The sequence below is a fragment of the Arthrobacter sp. TMT4-20 genome, assembly GCF_054510775.1.
On record NZ_JBTNDW010000018.1, the window covers coordinates 1 to 14807 of the forward strand.

General features: G+C 59.5%; 15 protein-coding genes and 2 pseudogenes. 10 read left to right on the plus strand and 7 right to left on the minus strand.

The window, feature by feature from the left end; genetic code table 11:
• Positions 1 to 732: transposase (locus ACX80Z_RS14330; protein ID WP_459316322.1), on the minus strand; the 732-nt coding region annotated here is incomplete at its 3' end.
• A gap of 75 nt (positions 733 to 807) precedes the next feature.
• On the opposite strand from ACX80Z_RS14330, the gene ACX80Z_RS14335 reads away from it, so the two are divergent.
• Positions 808 to 1254: a hypothetical protein gene (locus ACX80Z_RS14335; RefSeq protein WP_459316323.1), complete on the plus strand. Its 447-nt coding sequence runs from the start codon at positions 808 to 810 to the stop codon at positions 1252 to 1254.
• Between the two features lie 47 nt (positions 1255 to 1301).
• Positions 1302 to 1454, plus strand: coding sequence for a hypothetical protein (locus ACX80Z_RS14340; protein WP_459316324.1), 153 nt, complete (start codon positions 1302 to 1304; stop codon positions 1452 to 1454).
• 947 nt (positions 1455 to 2401) lie between these two features.
• Here ACX80Z_RS14340 and ACX80Z_RS14345 read toward each other — a convergent pair.
• Positions 2402 to 2893 carry a hypothetical protein gene (locus ACX80Z_RS14345; RefSeq protein ID WP_459316325.1) on the minus strand — a complete coding sequence of 164 codons (492 nt, stop codon included), beginning with the start codon at positions 2891 to 2893 and terminating at the stop codon, positions 2402 to 2404.
• 186 nt (positions 2894 to 3079) lie between these two features.
• On the opposite strand from ACX80Z_RS14345, the gene ACX80Z_RS14350 reads away from it, so the two are divergent.
• Positions 3080 to 3478 (plus strand): hypothetical protein, encoded by a 399-nt coding sequence (locus ACX80Z_RS14350; RefSeq protein WP_459316326.1) that lies wholly within the window; start codon positions 3080 to 3082, stop codon positions 3476 to 3478.
• A 136-nt stretch (positions 3479 to 3614) separates the two neighbouring features.
• Positions 3615 to 4043, plus strand: a complete 429-nt coding sequence (locus ACX80Z_RS14355; RefSeq protein WP_459316327.1) for a hypothetical protein — start codon at positions 3615 to 3617, stop codon at positions 4041 to 4043.
• A gap of 176 nt (positions 4044 to 4219) precedes the next feature.
• Here the strand turns inward: ACX80Z_RS14355 and ACX80Z_RS14360 are convergent, their stop codons facing one another.
• Positions 4220 to 5440 carry a glycosyltransferase gene (locus ACX80Z_RS14360; RefSeq protein WP_459316328.1) on the minus strand — a complete coding sequence of 407 codons (1221 nt, stop codon included), beginning with the start codon at positions 5438 to 5440 and terminating at the stop codon, positions 4220 to 4222.
• Positions 5441 to 5544: 104 nt separating this feature from the next.
• Here ACX80Z_RS14360 and ACX80Z_RS14365 point away from each other — a divergent pair, with 104 nt between their 5' ends.
• Together ACX80Z_RS14365 and ACX80Z_RS14370 are read left to right on the plus strand one after the other, a co-directional pair.
• Positions 5545 to 6255 (plus strand): TetR/AcrR family transcriptional regulator C-terminal domain-containing protein, encoded by a 711-nt coding sequence (locus ACX80Z_RS14365; RefSeq protein WP_459316329.1) that lies wholly within the window; start codon positions 5545 to 5547, stop codon positions 6253 to 6255.
• Positions 6256 to 6418: 163 nt separating this feature from the next.
• A pseudogene (locus ACX80Z_RS14370) lies at positions 6419 to 6635 on the plus strand (IS1380 family transposase); the annotation flags it as partial.
• A 345-nt stretch (positions 6636 to 6980) separates the two neighbouring features.
• Here ACX80Z_RS14370 and ACX80Z_RS14375 read toward each other — a convergent pair.
• Positions 6981 to 8417, minus strand: a complete 1437-nt coding sequence (locus ACX80Z_RS14375; RefSeq protein ID WP_459316330.1) for a zinc metalloprotease — start codon at positions 8415 to 8417, stop codon at positions 6981 to 6983.
• A gap of 376 nt (positions 8418 to 8793) precedes the next feature.
• On the opposite strand from ACX80Z_RS14375, the gene ACX80Z_RS14380 reads away from it, so the two are divergent.
• Positions 8794 to 9978: a HEPN-associated N-terminal domain-containing protein gene (locus tag ACX80Z_RS14380; protein WP_459316331.1), complete on the plus strand. Its 1185-nt coding sequence runs from the start codon at positions 8794 to 8796 to the stop codon at positions 9976 to 9978.
• A 169-nt stretch (positions 9979 to 10147) separates the two neighbouring features.
• A protein-coding gene (locus ACX80Z_RS14385; protein ID WP_459316332.1) for an IS3 family transposase occupies positions 10148 to 11307 on the plus strand; the annotation gives its coding sequence in 2 pieces (ribosomal slippage) (positions 10148 to 10426 and positions 10429 to 11307; 1158 coding nt in all).
• Positions 11308 to 11507: 200 nt separating this feature from the next.
• On the opposite strand, the gene ACX80Z_RS14390 is transcribed toward ACX80Z_RS14385, so the two are convergent.
• Complete coding sequence (locus tag ACX80Z_RS14390; protein ID WP_459316333.1) at positions 11508 to 11846, minus strand: hypothetical protein; 339 nt, start codon at positions 11844 to 11846, stop codon at positions 11508 to 11510.
• A gap of 235 nt (positions 11847 to 12081) precedes the next feature.
• Between ACX80Z_RS14390 and ACX80Z_RS14395 the strand changes: the two genes are divergently transcribed.
• Positions 12082 to 12999: an SAM-dependent methyltransferase gene (locus ACX80Z_RS14395; protein ID WP_459316334.1), complete on the plus strand. Its 918-nt coding sequence runs from the start codon at positions 12082 to 12084 to the stop codon at positions 12997 to 12999.
• Between the two features lie 73 nt (positions 13000 to 13072).
• On the opposite strand, the gene ACX80Z_RS14400 is transcribed toward ACX80Z_RS14395, so the two are convergent.
• The gene (locus ACX80Z_RS14400) at positions 13073 to 13558 is read right to left on the minus strand and encodes a hypothetical protein (RefSeq protein WP_459316335.1); all 486 of its coding nucleotides are present in this window, start codon (positions 13556 to 13558) and stop codon (positions 13073 to 13075) included.
• Positions 13559 to 13734: 176 nt separating this feature from the next.
• Positions 13735 to 14283 carry a DUF6578 domain-containing protein gene (locus ACX80Z_RS14405; protein ID WP_459316336.1) on the minus strand — a complete coding sequence of 183 codons (549 nt, stop codon included), beginning with the start codon at positions 14281 to 14283 and terminating at the stop codon, positions 13735 to 13737.
• Between the two features lie 60 nt (positions 14284 to 14343).
• On the opposite strand from ACX80Z_RS14405, the pseudogene ACX80Z_RS14410 reads away from it, so the two are divergent.
• Positions 14344 to 14787 (plus strand): annotated as a pseudogene (locus ACX80Z_RS14410) (AAA family ATPase); the annotation flags it as partial.
• Positions 14788 to 14807 lie beyond the last annotated feature (20 nt).

Here is a 14807-nt window from a genome sequence, read left to right on the forward strand (position 1 = left end):
GGCGAAGTTCCGGCCCGGCATGAAGCGTTGCCGGAAGAACCTGTTCATCCGCTCCACCATGCCCTTGGACTCCGGGTCCCTCGGTGGAAGTAACCGAACTTCCAACCCCAGCGATCCGGCGAACGCGGCCACTGGCTCCGTTGGCTGGCGACGGCCGATACCGGATTCGTTGTCCCATAACAGGCGCGCCGGGACCGCTTGCGCGTCCTGGATCAGGGCCCACATTCCGCCAAGTAGATCAGGGGTCGTGCGGGAGGGCAGCATCCGGGCCTGGATGAATCCCGAGAACGCCGACGTCATCACCAGCACCGGCGGCGTATCGTGTTGGCCCTCGCCTACGGGCAACGGCTCATGCGGGAACCACAAATCGCATTGGATCTGGAAGCCCGGTACGTGGACCAGCCGGTCCACCGGGTCCGGCGGCGCGTACTCGGGCCGGATCAAGGCGACCTTCGCCCGGAACAGTGACGCCGATCCAGACCAGCCCACCCGCTCCGCGAGCGTCGCTGCTGGCATTGTCGGGGTTTTCACCAACAACTCGCGCACCCTCGGAGCGAACGCGTCGAAACTCGACGCCCCAGACGCCCGCTGATACTTCGGCACCCGATCCGATGCCAACGCCCGATCCACTGTTCCGCGGGAAACCCCCACGATCCTGCCGATCTCACGCTTCGAGTGCTGACCCGTCGAAAACAGGTGGCGTATCTTCGCCCAATCATCCAAATTGATCACCTTCCATCATGGTCGGTGGCCCTATTTTCAGTTGGCGTTCCTGGCCCTACTTTCGGCCGGCGTTAACACTGCTCTATGACGATCGAAAATAAGGCCATGCTCGATCGCGTCATTGCAGAGGTTTTCAATGGAGACTTCACTGCAACGCGGGTCAGCTCTGATGAAGCCCACGGAACACATGGCGTCCGGGTGAGCAACCGTTACCGCGAGGACCGGACAGCAACCATCCGAGCCGGCCACGTATGGATTGACGTCTTCATTCCGGAACTGAATGTCCAAACCAGCGTTCTATTGGACGATGGTGAAGAAGACGATGACGCCGAAAACGTGATCGAGGCCTACAGGGAGGCAGAGTTAAGGAGTGTCTGCCGCGTCATGCACGCGTACCTCGAAGGAGGAGGGCGTATCAGTGAACGACGAAGTCTGCTGGGCCGCGGCGTCGTCCGCAAACTGGTCATCGAGTCAGACGGCTTCGAGTGGCGCCTAGGGCGAAACTTCTCGAGCGGCCCGAAGCCGATTTGACCTGCGGAGGGATGGCCCGCACCAGACGCATCCCTGGCGAGTAAAGGGTGGATAGACGCCCTCGACGACGGTTCCTCGGCCAGGGCTCGGTCCCGGTCCTGAGCATCGAGGTGGGCGGCCTCGAATGGCGCCCCTCGCCGTTGCACCAAGAGTTGCGGGATACGCTAATCACCGGGCAATCACAGACGATGGTGGAGTAAGCACCCATCACCCGGTGTAACCAACGACCTGTCTGAGTAAAACTAGCTGCCCCGTACAGTCCGACGTGACTAACCGCCCATTACAGATCCCAGCGCGGGGTACAGCAACAGGGCACAGATATAACTGATGAAGCTGCTGACTCTCAGGGACTTGCGATCGGCTAGCCAAGTCAGCCCTCTGGGAGGGATTCCCCTGAATCGTTTAGATATTAGCTGGGCTCCGAGACGAAGTCGTATTTCGATAAAGCATATTATTGCTGCCATTGGAAGGAAGATGAGGACAATGATTAGAGGGACAAACAGAGCTGGCATGATTTGCATGGAGACCCAACCCAAAGGAAGTATGGCTATCGCGGCCACCATCATGCTTATCGATGACCAGCTCTCGATGAAATGCTCGTAGTCTCTGGCAGTCGCCCGCGACATTGCATCCTGAGTAGATAGCTCCTGCTCGTACCGTTTCCCCCAGTCCCGTCGAAGCGACAGACGGGTGATCCACCCACAAATGTTGAAACTGTTAGCTACACCTTCGAATGCCACCAGATTCCTCCGCGGTGCCGAGCGGCACTCATCATCACAAGTCGGCCTGTGTCCTTGAACCCTGCTATAACCTAGTCGATGCTTTGACCTGGAGGTAGGCGCCATGCAGCCTTTATGCGGCACAGTTCGAGAACCGTTCAGATGGTGGCACCAAGTGCTGCAGACGGTTGTACTGGTCGTTGGTACGGCACCTTCTACAAATCACTCTGCGACGCCATGGTCCTGAACCCTGGGCGTACCCGAGAGCTAGACATCGGCAAACACGAAGACAAGCCCGCGTCCGTGCCGCACCAATATCGCGGCGAGTTCAGGACTATACGGCTGAATGTATAAATTGCCGAAATACGTTGTCGCGCTAGAGGATCGGCTTACTGGCGGGCATGATCTGTGTACGCCTCAGCTCACTGTTACCCGCGGGTGAAGCGATTCCGTACTTCTAGGAAGACCTGATCATAATGCTTTTCATCGAACTCGAAGGTGCGTGCATTCTCGATTCGGTAAGTGTCAGGTGTGATGGAGTCGTCCCATCCGATACCTGACCAGGTGACCCGGCCGTTCTCGCGGTGGATGTCGACAGTCACTCCTCCGCAGCCTTCGTCCCAGCATGCCTGACAGAACAGCAACCATGCCCGGTTCCAGTATTGGTGCGGGCGAAGCCCGAGAAGCCTGTCGATCTGTTCGAGTGCGAGCTTTGGCTTAGCCGGTGTCAGGAGGGAAACCTCTTCGGGAGGTCTGTCTGCTCCCTCCCATTCTTGGATCCAGGTGCGGAGTGACTTACCGTCTATGAAGAAATCGAAATGCATTTCAACGGTCTTTTTGACCGTCCCGAAGACGAGGTAGCGTTTCTTTAACGTGGTGCCGGGTACCTGCCGATCGGCCAGCGTCAGAATATTCGTCATACCTGCCATTCTGCCCCGGACTTTAGAGTCGAGCACGAGTGAAGCCGGATGTTCGTTGAGAGATCCGCAAATGATGCACCTCAATTCTTATTAGGATAAGCAGGTGGGCAGCGCCTGGAAACAGGATGCCTGGACCCGTTATGGCAGATGTGAACAATCGACCTCAGCAACACCGAAGGATAATTTATGCACGTCCCGATGCCGGCCAAGCGGCTGCTGGCACGCCGCCGATGCATCAAGGAGCTCCACCGACTAGCGGTTTCCCTAGACTCGATCTACACGGGCACCCCTGCTCATATGGAGACCCCGGACGGTCCGCTTACTGACGAGATCGGTATAGATGAGCTCCTAGATGAGATGTATATGATCCAAGAGCGCTTCGTCGGCGGGCTGTCCTTCTGGCCCCACATCGATGTCCTCGCCCTGCTGCACCAAATCACTGCCGAAGCCCAGGGGATCAGCCAGACCCTTCCTGACGGCTATCCCAGGACTAGGCGGCAGCTGGATGTTTTCATCGCGGACGTGCTCGAATCCGAACCCCGCTGCTCCCGGTGGTACGCCTTGGCCTTCAACAAACCCACCTGATGCCTCCACAGTCCGCGAATTGCCTAATCACGAACTCGACGGCTCGCCATGTTGCGGTGGACCCGCCCGAGAAAGTGTCCGCTGAGGGATCCTCAATCGGACTGCACAGCTGCCCATGGACTGAGAGACTGACTCCGTGACGATCGACATCAAAGCCCTGCTGCACCGTGTCGTGGACGAAGTGTTTAACGAGACGTTGGCCGTTGTGAAGGCCATTCCTGAAACCCAACCCGGGCTGCACAGCGTTCGTGTGAGCGGCCGCTTCGGCAACGACCGCACAGCAAGGATCAGAGCCAGTTACGAGTGGGCGACTGTATTCATACCTGAGCTGGACGTCGGCACGATCCTCTTCGCCTACGACGACGTCGAGGATGAAAAGGAAGCCGAACTACGTAAGCTATGCCTCGTGGTGTGCGCCTACCTTCAAGGGAAAGGGCACATAGAAAAACAGTGGCGACTGTTTCGCCGGGGCGAGGTCTCAGTTCTGAAGATTGAAGTGGACGGCTACGAATGGCGTCTTGGCCGATCCACCTCGTCGTATGGCAACATCAAGCCCGAGCGGTAGCGGCAAGCGGTCAGCGTCTCGCAGAAGGATCGCCAAATAGGACGACAGGACCGCCAACTGAAGCTGCGATTAACCGCCATTCCTGGCTAACAGTCACACTACAAAATTTGGGAGTGCACGGAATCTATTGAACGCGCCTGGTTGTTTGTAGCGGAAACGGTCGTTTTTGGAACGCGCTACATCTGCTTCGCGGCGGTCCGCAGCGCTGTCGCGACGGGCGCGGTTCCGTCTTCCGTTGCGAGCATTGCTGCCAGTTGGCGTGCTCGTGCGGCGTAGGCCGGCGTCGTGGTGGCCTGCGTGATGGCGTCGGCCAGCCGTTCGGTGGTGAGTTCCTTGTAGGGGACCGGTTGCGGGCCCCCGCCGAGGGACGTGATCCGTGCGGCCCAGAACGGTTGGTCCGTATATATCGGCACGCTGACCGTCGGCACGCCGGCGCGCAGCCCCGCCGCGGCGGTCCCCGCTCCGGCGTGGTGGACGACAGCGGCCATCTGGGGGAACAGCCATTCGTGCGGAACAGCACCGATGCTGATGGCATCGGGCCCGGCGACACCCTGTACGCCCTGCAGTACCGCGCGAACCCCGGCACGGTGCGCGGCGTCGAGCATGAATTCTGCGTCCAGGGCCGCACTGCTACCAAAGCCGATGAACACCGGGGGCGGTCCATCCGCGAGGAATTCGACCAGCTCCGCAGGGGGCTGCCAGCCCGGCTCAACTTCCGACCACCAGTAGCCGGTCATGGTGAGCCCGGATCGCCAGTCCGCCGGGCGCGGGAATACGGTGGGGCTGATGCCGTGGAGAACGGGACTGTTGGTTTTCCTTCGGGTACGGTCGGATGCGGACCGGGCCTTTTTGGGTAGGCCGAGCATCTGGCGGATGCGGGCGCTCGGGGCGTCATAGGGTGCTTTCCCAGCGGATATTAGAGACCCGAGCAGTTTGTTTCCGACCGAGCCGAGGCTGCGGGCCGATCCCAGGGTCACGGGCGGATAGGCGGTGCTTGGTTCGATCGGCTGCAGGTGGGCACCGATGGCGGGGACACCGAAGGCCTCCGCAACATCGTAGGCATAGGGGGCGATCGCGTTGGCCAGGATCACGTCGGTGCCGGCCTCGGCCGCGGCAAGGGTGCCGGTCGCGGCCAGGTCCATGTAGTCACCGAGTTCGCGCATGTACCTGCGCAGATCCGCGCCCGTGGCCTTCTTCCCCGGCGCGGCGGGGCTGACCAAGTGGCTCATATCTCCGGGTAATTCGCGGTGCTCACACCCGGCTGCGGTGACCAGCGGGGCATACGCGGCATTCGCCGCGATTGCGACGTCATAGCCCAGGGCTTGAAGTCTGCTGCCGAGCCCGGCCATCGGGGCGACATCCCCTCGGGTCCCTGGCGTAATCATTAGTACCCGCATAACATTCCTCATTCCGCTTGATTGCGATCACCGTTCGCAATCAAGAATATAGTGGAATAGGTACGGAACCTAACCCAGGCGGCTAGACGAAAGGCGGAACAGGTATGCCCTCTCATGACCGCGTTGATATCTGGCTGCGGCCGGAGCGTTCCGGTGTCGGGCCGAAACCGGAGCACTCACGCGCGGGGATTGCCGCGGCGGCGATCGATATCGCCGACCGGGACGGCCTGACGGCGGTGTCCATCCGACGAGTGGCCGCCGGCATCGGAGCCGGCGGGGCGTCCTTGTACCGGTATCTGAAATCCCACGACGAGCTCATCGAACTCATCGTTGACACGGTCAGTAGTGAATACGACCTTGACCCCTCCGATGAACCACCACCGATGCAGCTGCTGAATCTGGCACGGCAAGGCCGGGCCATTATGCACCGGCACCCGTGGCTGGCTCCGCTGCTGCTGACCCGGCCTTCAATGGGCCCCAATGCTCTCCGATATCTGGAGCGTGCCTTGTCCGCAATGGAGCCGGTGAACATGCCAGGGCCCGCCAAGCTGCAGACCGTGGCCATGATGACGGCCATCACCTCCGCATTTGTACAAAATGAGCTGGCATCAGCCGACAGCTCCGGGACGGGCCTCGACGGGGCGAACGCGCGCCTGCAGTACCTCTCCGATGTAGTCCAGTCCGGGAATTACCCGTTTCTGGCGGGCGCACTCACCGGGCAACACGACCCCGAGAGACCAGAAGAAGTGTTCAACAGCGTCATCACCAATTACCTGGCGGGCGTGGGCCTTCCAGTCGCCGTCGGTTCCGTCTGAGGGCACCTGAACCGCCAAACCGAGCTGTGGCAGAACCGCCATTCTGAATTAACAGTCACATTCGGTAGCACCGATTGGGCAGGGGGTAAGCGAAAAGACGCCTCATATCTCTAGGGTTGTGAGACGCCGGAGGCTGTTGGTGCTCTGTGCGGTTGCTAATCCACTGGCGCTCACCGCCCTCCCGGACGGCCACCACGCCAAAGCCCGGGACGTCAAACGGCTGGCGCTACCGGATCTTCGCCACCGCCGGGAAAATCATCACCCGCGCCCGCCGCACCCAGCTCCTGCTCCCGGAAACAGCGCCCGAGAAAGACCTCCTGAAACTGCTACTGGAGAACACCGCCCGCCTCAATAAAGGCCCCGTTCCTTCCACCGGCTGACCATGGACCTCATCCTGTCCCAACAAACAGCACGATCACCCGGAAGTGGAACCGGCGCCAACCTAGGCGAACCAACAGGCCAAACCAGACTGCCCGAAAACAGAAAACAACCGCTCGCCAGTCGCCGCCACCAATCAGCGGCCATCAACGAGCATCATGAAGAATCGAGGCTAGGTCACAGTTGCCGATCTGCTCCATACGGACGGGACAGTGATGCATCCGACGAAGGAAGGTCGTGTCCACGTTTCACCCGTTGGCGAAGGGCCTGGCTTCGTTCAAGCCGACTCGTCACCTTCAGATAGAAGGCACATCTCATATACAGGCTGTCACCCACCGGCAGTCGTGCTACTCAACCGGGCTAGGCTCCTGCTGGACGGCGAAGCACTTTCCCGCACGTTCCTGGAGGATGAATCTCCAGAGGTTCCGGCCATCTTCCCTCGTGAAATCAGGGTGCTGGGCGCCGTACCAAAAGGCCTTTCCTAAGGCTTTGATCCAAGAAGTTTCCTTCAATGTCAACATTATTTGTGAGGAATTGTCATGTCCTTTATGGCACAGTCCCAGCCAGTGCCCGATCTCGTGCGCGAGAATGAAACGATTTGAGGCGCGTGCGCCAGCGTTGTTCGGCCACATATATGCGACAGAGGTGCCCCGATTAGGACCGGTGTCAATGGAGGCGCAGCAGTCGTCAGTACGAGCGCAGCCGCCGGTGGCGCCAAGCCCTCTGATGCCTATGGCTACGCCGCGGTTCTGAACGCCACCTTCGTAGGGAAACAGGACGCCGAACGCCTCGAGAGAGCACTCGGATTGAATAGATCCGTCACGGAAATTATGGCGACGAAGAAAAGCAGCATGCTCTGCTCCGGGCTTCCAGTGGACTGGAAAGTTGCTCGCCGTTAGATCGCCGTCTTTCACGCTGTAAGGCTGGTCGTTCCATGAGAGGCGAATGCCGACATCGGGCGTAATCATAGATGCATACTTTTTTGAACGGTCACTGTGCTTGGGATGCATTGCCGCCACTTTTATTTTCTGACGGCCGCCGCTCAGGTATTCCTCAATTTCCTTTTCCGAAGCCCCGCCTGCCTCAGGAGAGTCTGTGTAGACGACAGCAGTGGGATAGCTGGGTCCGAAGTATTCGAGCTGCTTGTACCCTGCGAGCTCGTACAAGTTAAACGCCTCGCCATGGAGGCCCCTCAGGTCCAAGCCGTCCGTGCTGTCCAGGGTCAGGAGCCGGTGCGTTGCGTGGACCCTCAAACCCCAATCCGTCCTATCGATTCCCGCTTCTCGCTTAATGTCCGTCCGCAGCTGGGCGTCGTCGGAAAATTCGTTATCGATGAGTTCTGCGACAAAACTGCGGAGTTGATTACGGTCCCAGTGTCTCTTCGCCTCGTCGTAAATTTGCTTCAGGCAGCTTGTCACAGTCACGACACCGCCCAAAATGCCGGCGAAAACACCGCCCAGATCGTGAAAGGCATCTCTAAGGCGCCCCTGAAAAAGGTTGCCGACGCCGGACAGCCCGCTGTCAGCAATCTCGCCCGCGTTACGTATGAGTCCACCAGCTATGTTGAATCCTCCGGACCAGATGCCTCCCAGGCCGGACCCGGCTCCACAAATGATGTCACCGTCAAGGGAACATGCCCGGTTGGCAAACCAGCCCCCTGCAGAGCCAATATCTTCAGTGACACCCGCTACTTCTACGGCGGCGTCACCGACTGCCTCCGCCCCATCTTTTATCGCGCTGCCGACTGCTTTACCAGCCGATTTGACCGCGCCCCATAAACCCATGATCTCGCCAGTCCTAGTAATGTTCTGAATGAATGTGGCACTACTGCCTTGGCTTGTCTGATCTCGTGCTGTCGCACTTGAGAAGACGCGCCATGTACAAGAAGTGTCCCGCGGCAGCCGTTACGTGGGCGTTATCCGTCGCAGCCCCGGCTTTTTCGCTTTGGGTTTGCCTCTCGATCCGAAAGGCGATCCCGCCGGCGGGCGCCCCCCTCCATCCAATCCGCTTCGGTGTGTCGAAACCTCTGCGTCTCTTTTCCCTAGAGTTGCAAGACAAGGCCCATGCGTAGGTTTCGTACCTTGATCGGGGCATTCTATAGGGCACGCCTTACGGGAATCGGTGGACTACGGTGCGTCCATTCACTCTTAGGATCGTCCTATGGGAATAGACAATGAACTAGAAGCTCAAGAGGAACGCGGCTGGTATGAGGATGGCACGATTGTGTGCACTGACTGCATTACTGAACAAGTTCTAGCGCAGGCATTGCGCGATCAGAATACTAAGGACGTGTGCAGTTACTGCGGGCGGACCCCCTCAGCTGCGGCAGCTAGCGGACCAATTGAGGTGGTCCTACCTCTGATCGTTAACGGATTGCGGCACGAATACGAAGCCCCGGTCGAGGCCTTAGCCTATGACGGTGAATGGGTAGGCGCTGTGTATGAGTTGTCCGATCTCCTGTGGGATTTCGAGGTGACAGAACGTGAATCCGTACATGAAGCGCTCTGCGACCTAATTCCGCAGGAACAATGGTGCCAGCGTGACCCCTATGCGAGCTCGCCGACTGAAGCACTGAAGTGGGGTTGGAATGCATTTAGAGACTTTGTGAGAGAACACAAACGTCTGCCGCGGGCGGAGGACAGCGCACACCATGGTTTAGGAGCGGGGGAGATCGCGAAGCATGACATGCCTGGCGCTCTTATCCATTCAGTCAGCGAATCAGGTCTAATAAGGACACTGCCTGTTTCGACCGAGTGGTGGCGCATACGGGTTCACAATCCAGGAGAGCGGCATACCTCCGCTGCTGCCATAGGCACCCCGCCAAATCAATACGCGAAGCACAACCGAATGAGCCCAAAGGGTATGGGCGCCTTTTATGGAGCTTCGACTCGAGAAGGACCACGAGCAGAGGTCGCCGGCTACGCTGATCCCACCGATGAAGGCACCGTTGGCTTGTTCAAGACAACCAGGGCCTTGGATGTCCTCGACCTGACCGACCTCCCCGCTGTTCCTTCGCTGTTTGATTCAAAGCGTCGTCACCTCCGCGCCCCCATCGCTTTCCTGACCGGTTTCGTTGAAGACATCACTGAAGTTGCTCACCCATCAGATGAGGAAAAGCGTGTCTATATACCTACCCAGAAGGTGGCTGATCTTTTCCGCACTCGCATCACTGGGAAGGTAAGCCCGCTAACCGGGATTCTTTGGCGCTCGTCCCAAAACGCTTCGGTCATCTCCTGCGTTCTCTTCATTTCGAGCACTGAGGTAGCAGATGCCGGGAAGGAAAACGGGACTACCAAGCTGTCCTTGGACCCGACATCTGTCGAGACACTAGCTGCCCCTTTGTGAAGGTGATGTTCCCTTTCGAGTAGAACGGTCTCAACTGACAAGCACAGTGTGCAAGGGACCGAGTGGGACTTCCGCAAGCCATTCGGAAAGCAATAGTGGGGACTGCTGAAGGTTTGCTTGACACTTTGCCTGTGAGGATTTGGTCCTTGCTGGTGGAAGGATGTTCATCATGCCTAAAGCCTTTCCTGGTGAGTTCCGCCGTGACGTTATCGCGGTGGCCCGAAAGGGCGAAGCGCCCATTGCCCAGATCGCGAAGGACTTCGGTGTCTCACCTGCGGCTTTGCACCGCTGGCTGAAAATCGCCGACCGCGAAGACGGGGTGAACTCCGGGGGCGTGTCCGATGACTCTGTGAAGCTCCGGGAGGCCAATAAGCGGATCCGGTTATTGGAGCAGGAAGCGGAAGTGATGCGCCGTGCCGTGGCTTACCTGTCCAGGGACATCAACCCAAAAAAATGATGTACCCGCTGGTCCGTGAATTAGCTGCCCAGGACGCCCCTGTCAGGGTTCCTGTTGCAGTGTCCTGCCGGGTATTGAACTTCTCCAGACAGGCCTACTATCTGTGGGCTGCGAACGCCGTCTCGGCCCGGGACTGGGAGGAAGCACATCTGATCAACGCCGCCATAGATCACCACCGTGATGACCCTGCGTTCGGGTACCGGTTCATCGCCGATGAAATCAACGCCAGCGCCCAGGTGGTGAGTGAACGAAGGATCTGGCGGCTGTGTTCAGCAAATGGCATCCTGTCGGTGATCCACCGTCGGCGCAGATCCGGGATCAAGACCGGCCCGCCGGTCCACGATGACCTCATCGATCGGGACTTCACGGCGGCGGCGCCGAACCAGAAATGGTTAACCGACATCACCGAACACCCCACGGACGAAGGCAAGCTTTACCTCTGTGCCATCAAAGATCTGCACTCGAACCGGATCGTCGGGTATTCCATGGACGGGCGGATGAAAGCGTCCCTGGCAGTAGCGGCCTTGGACCATGCCGTTTCGTTCAGAAAACCCGCGGGTACGGTAGTTCACTCCGATAGAGGGTCCCAGTTCAGATCTAGGAAATTCGTCTCCGCCCTGCACGTCTATGGGCTGAGCGGATCGATGGGACGGGTGGGCGCGTGCGGTGACAATGCTGCGATGGAATCGTTCTTCTCGCTGCTGCAAAAGAACGTCTTGAACCGGAAACGGTGGGAAACCAGGGCCGAGCTCAGGCTCGCTATCACGACCTGGATCGAGCGAAGTTATCACCGTAAACGCCGGCAACGCACCCTCGGCCGGCTAACCCCGATCGAGTTTGAGACAATAAACAATGCGGTCACAGCCGCATAGCAAACTATCAACCCCAGCTGTCAACTAAACCTTCAGCAGTCCCGGTCTAGGGACGGTTTGGCCTATGCAGACCCGCGTATAAGTTTGCAGTTCCCGTTGTTGCGGTGAAGGACCGGCTTACGACCGCTGGTGGCTCGCTGTGATTGCTGAGCGGCGATGTTGGCCTCCGCGAGACGACAGGGTCGAGGTAGATAAGGTTCCTATTTGTATCGCCTTGAACCTTTCGGCCGCCGTCGCCACCAGGGTCGTTGACGCAACTCGGCCTGCGCGTGGGCGAGCAGGAGTTGAGCCTCGCGAAGAAGTTCTAGCGACGTCTCTTGAATTTCTCGCGACGCATCCGTCGCCTCCTCTGCCTTCTCTGCCGCACGGCGGGGCAGGAGAAATTCGATAAGAAGCGTTGCTGCGGTGCCGAGCAAGACGCCTGACAGCACCAGTAGGAATTGCGCCATGGATCGCATCTCGGGAACGGTCCAGCGGACGACGAAGCCGTAAGCGATTGAGGGGAGGCGAGCTATCCGCTGATCCAGGTTGTCAGCCACCCACGGACCCTTGGGACGAAGGGAGAATTGCACGACCGCGACCCTTCCGATGTCGTTTAGGAGGACAGAGATCGTTTGCTGGTTAGGGGGGTCTGCGATGCCGTTCTGCGTCGAGTGGAGACCTCGTGAGGGCACAGGCCAGACCCTCCCTCCTGCCGGAGGAGGGCAGGTGACGGGGTGGTGGGAGCAAGCGCATACTTGACGGCTCCCCGAAATCCGCGCAGAATTTGCGTCCATGGGCGACTCGCACGAAGAAATGCTTCGTCACTACGAGCCGGGCGGACTTCTGCCGCGAATCGTGGCGGGGTTGCAAGCTCTCGGCAAGGACCTGGACTCGGTCACGCACGAAGATCTCGCGCCAGCCGACGAGTTTCACTCCGCGGGACGTTCGGCCACGCGCGCATTGGTGGAGCTTGCGAAGATTCCGCCAGGATCGCGAGTGCTCGACGTGGGCAGCGGGTTGGGCGGCCCGGCGCGTTACCTCGCCGCAACTTTGGGTTGCGACGTGACAGGCATCGATCTCTCGCCTGAATTCTGCGGGGTGGCCAACGCCCTTTCTCGGATGACGCGGTTGTCCGATCGCACCCGCTTTCAGGCGGGTGATGCCCTGGAGCTTCCGTTCGCCGCGTCCGGCTTCGACGTGGTGTGGACGATACAAATGCAGATGAACGTCCGGGACAAGCGCCGCCTGTATTCCGGAATCGCCCGGGTACTCAGGCCGGGCGGGCTGTTCGTCTGCCAGGAAATCTGCGCGGGGAACGGCGAGCCGATCGAGCTTCCGGTCCCATGGGCGAGCCGCCCCAACCAGAGCCATCTGGCCGATGCGGAATCCCTCCGCGGGTTGATCCGCGGTGAAGGTCTCCTGGAGCGCACCTGGCGCGACATTACCGCCGACATTGTGGCGGCGCGCAAAGCACAGCAGGCGAAGGCGCAAGCGTCGGGTGCGAGCGGCTCCAGCGCCCCTCCTCCGCTTGGAATGCATCTCTTGCTGGGAGAACAGGCAGCCGTCAAGGTGAGTAACTCCGGGCGCAACACCGACGCCGGGCGCACGGTGTTCATCCAGGGCGTATTCGACAAGCCTGGCGAGTGGTCCGATCCGCTGGTCCCGCTGGAAAACTCTGTCGAAAGCACGGGCGCGGCGAATCTCCATTGATCGTCCGGTCAAAGGGCACATTCGGTCACGACGAGCGAAATTCGCCCCCTGAGGAATCGGTGGATTCTGGCGGTCATCGCAACAGGATGTCTCCGATGACTTCGATCGGTGGGACGCCTGGAATTACCGTGATTCGTCGGCTCGCGCAGCTGAGTCCGGCACCATCGTGGGCTAACGCGTTCACGCCTCCGATGGCGACATCGGCAAGGTCGACGAGGCCAGCAACGCGGTCGATGAAAGCAGCATCGTGGTCGACACCGGCCCATGGATCTTCGGCCGGAAGGTAATTCTTCCGGCGGGCACGATTCAGCGTGTCGACGACGCGGATGAGAAGGTCTACGTCGATCTCACGAAGGCCCAGATCAAGGATTCGCCGAACTCGATGATGCCACCGCTGACGATCCCGCCTATCGAGACCGGCTCGGGACCTATTACTGCGAGTTCTTCCGTTAGCCCCGCGGGTGCCCGGCTCCTGCCGGGCACCCGGCGCCGCCGCCCGCTTGGTCACCCATCCACCCATCCACGGGATCAGCACACTCAAACTCAGGGGAGTCCGCACTGGACGTTCTCGCGTCGGCCTGCCATGTAGAAGCCGACTGCGATCGGTGAAGGACCCTTCTACGGGACGATTGCCAACGATCTCGTGACCAGTGCCCGGGTAGGGATCCGCTAAAAGACATGTTCGGAAGTGGTATCCCGGGATTAAACCGCGATAGCTGTTCTGGGTACGATGCCTCAGGACGCGGGTGCTTGAACTCTGACGATCCACCCGACGACGCTTCCGTGATGGCCTCGACGTTCCTGGATGCTGGACACGTTGTGCTGCATGGCACCGCCGATTTCAGGCAAGTGCTCTCCGCGGTCTGTTGATGAAGGATGCTGCTGATACCGGACGGACACCTGATCGATCCGTGTCACGTGACCCGTGAGTTTAGTTCTCAATGATCTGCCCAGACCATCTTGTTCTGCGTCGGCGTAGGTATCGCGTTGCAGAGCCACTGGCCAGCGGCCCGTGAACAAAAGACCAAGCCAGTCCTGATCCATCGGTACCAGCAACCAATCGACATAGTCGCCAAGCACGACGTCGAATCCGTCCTCCAACACTTGCCATTCGGTCAACCAAACGTCGGCCTCATGCGGACCTATCGGAGGGTTAGCGTCCTGATCCTCTGCCACGTAAGGTTCTTCGCTCTCAAGCGGCTCGTAGGAACCGACGAAATGGGCGTTTCCATCAGACGAGGTTGCGGGAACATCTGAGGATCCTCTGGCGGCTTGGTCTTCCATGGAATCAGACTAGAACATGCATGTGCGGAAGATGCCCGCTAACACGGGATACCAGGGGTCGGGCAGGCAGGAATCGGCAAAACCCTCTCCGCCAGGCGCTACGCCAACTGGAACAAAGCCGAAGGGCTTCTCGAGGAATGGGGGCCACGCGACGACTCGGACTTCCAGATCTACGCCAGCCTCGCCAAGAAGCGCACCGTGTTCTACACCCCTGGTGTCCTGAGCACACCCAAAGAAACCAGGTCCGACATCGAACACCTCACCATCCGCGTCTCCCTCTGTATCGATGAACATCTCTACAAGACGGAGAAAAAGCAAGGTCCTCGTAAAGGCACCAGTAAGAATGTCGAGCTGATTATCATCGACGAGTCCGAACGGCTGAGCCCAACCGCACTCGAAGTGCTGCGTGACCGCTACGACCGCGACAACATCGCCCTGATACTCATAGGAATGCCCGGAATCGAAAACCAGTTCAGCCGTTACCCTCAGCTCTACAGCAGGGTTTGAACCGCTCTGGGTTTGAT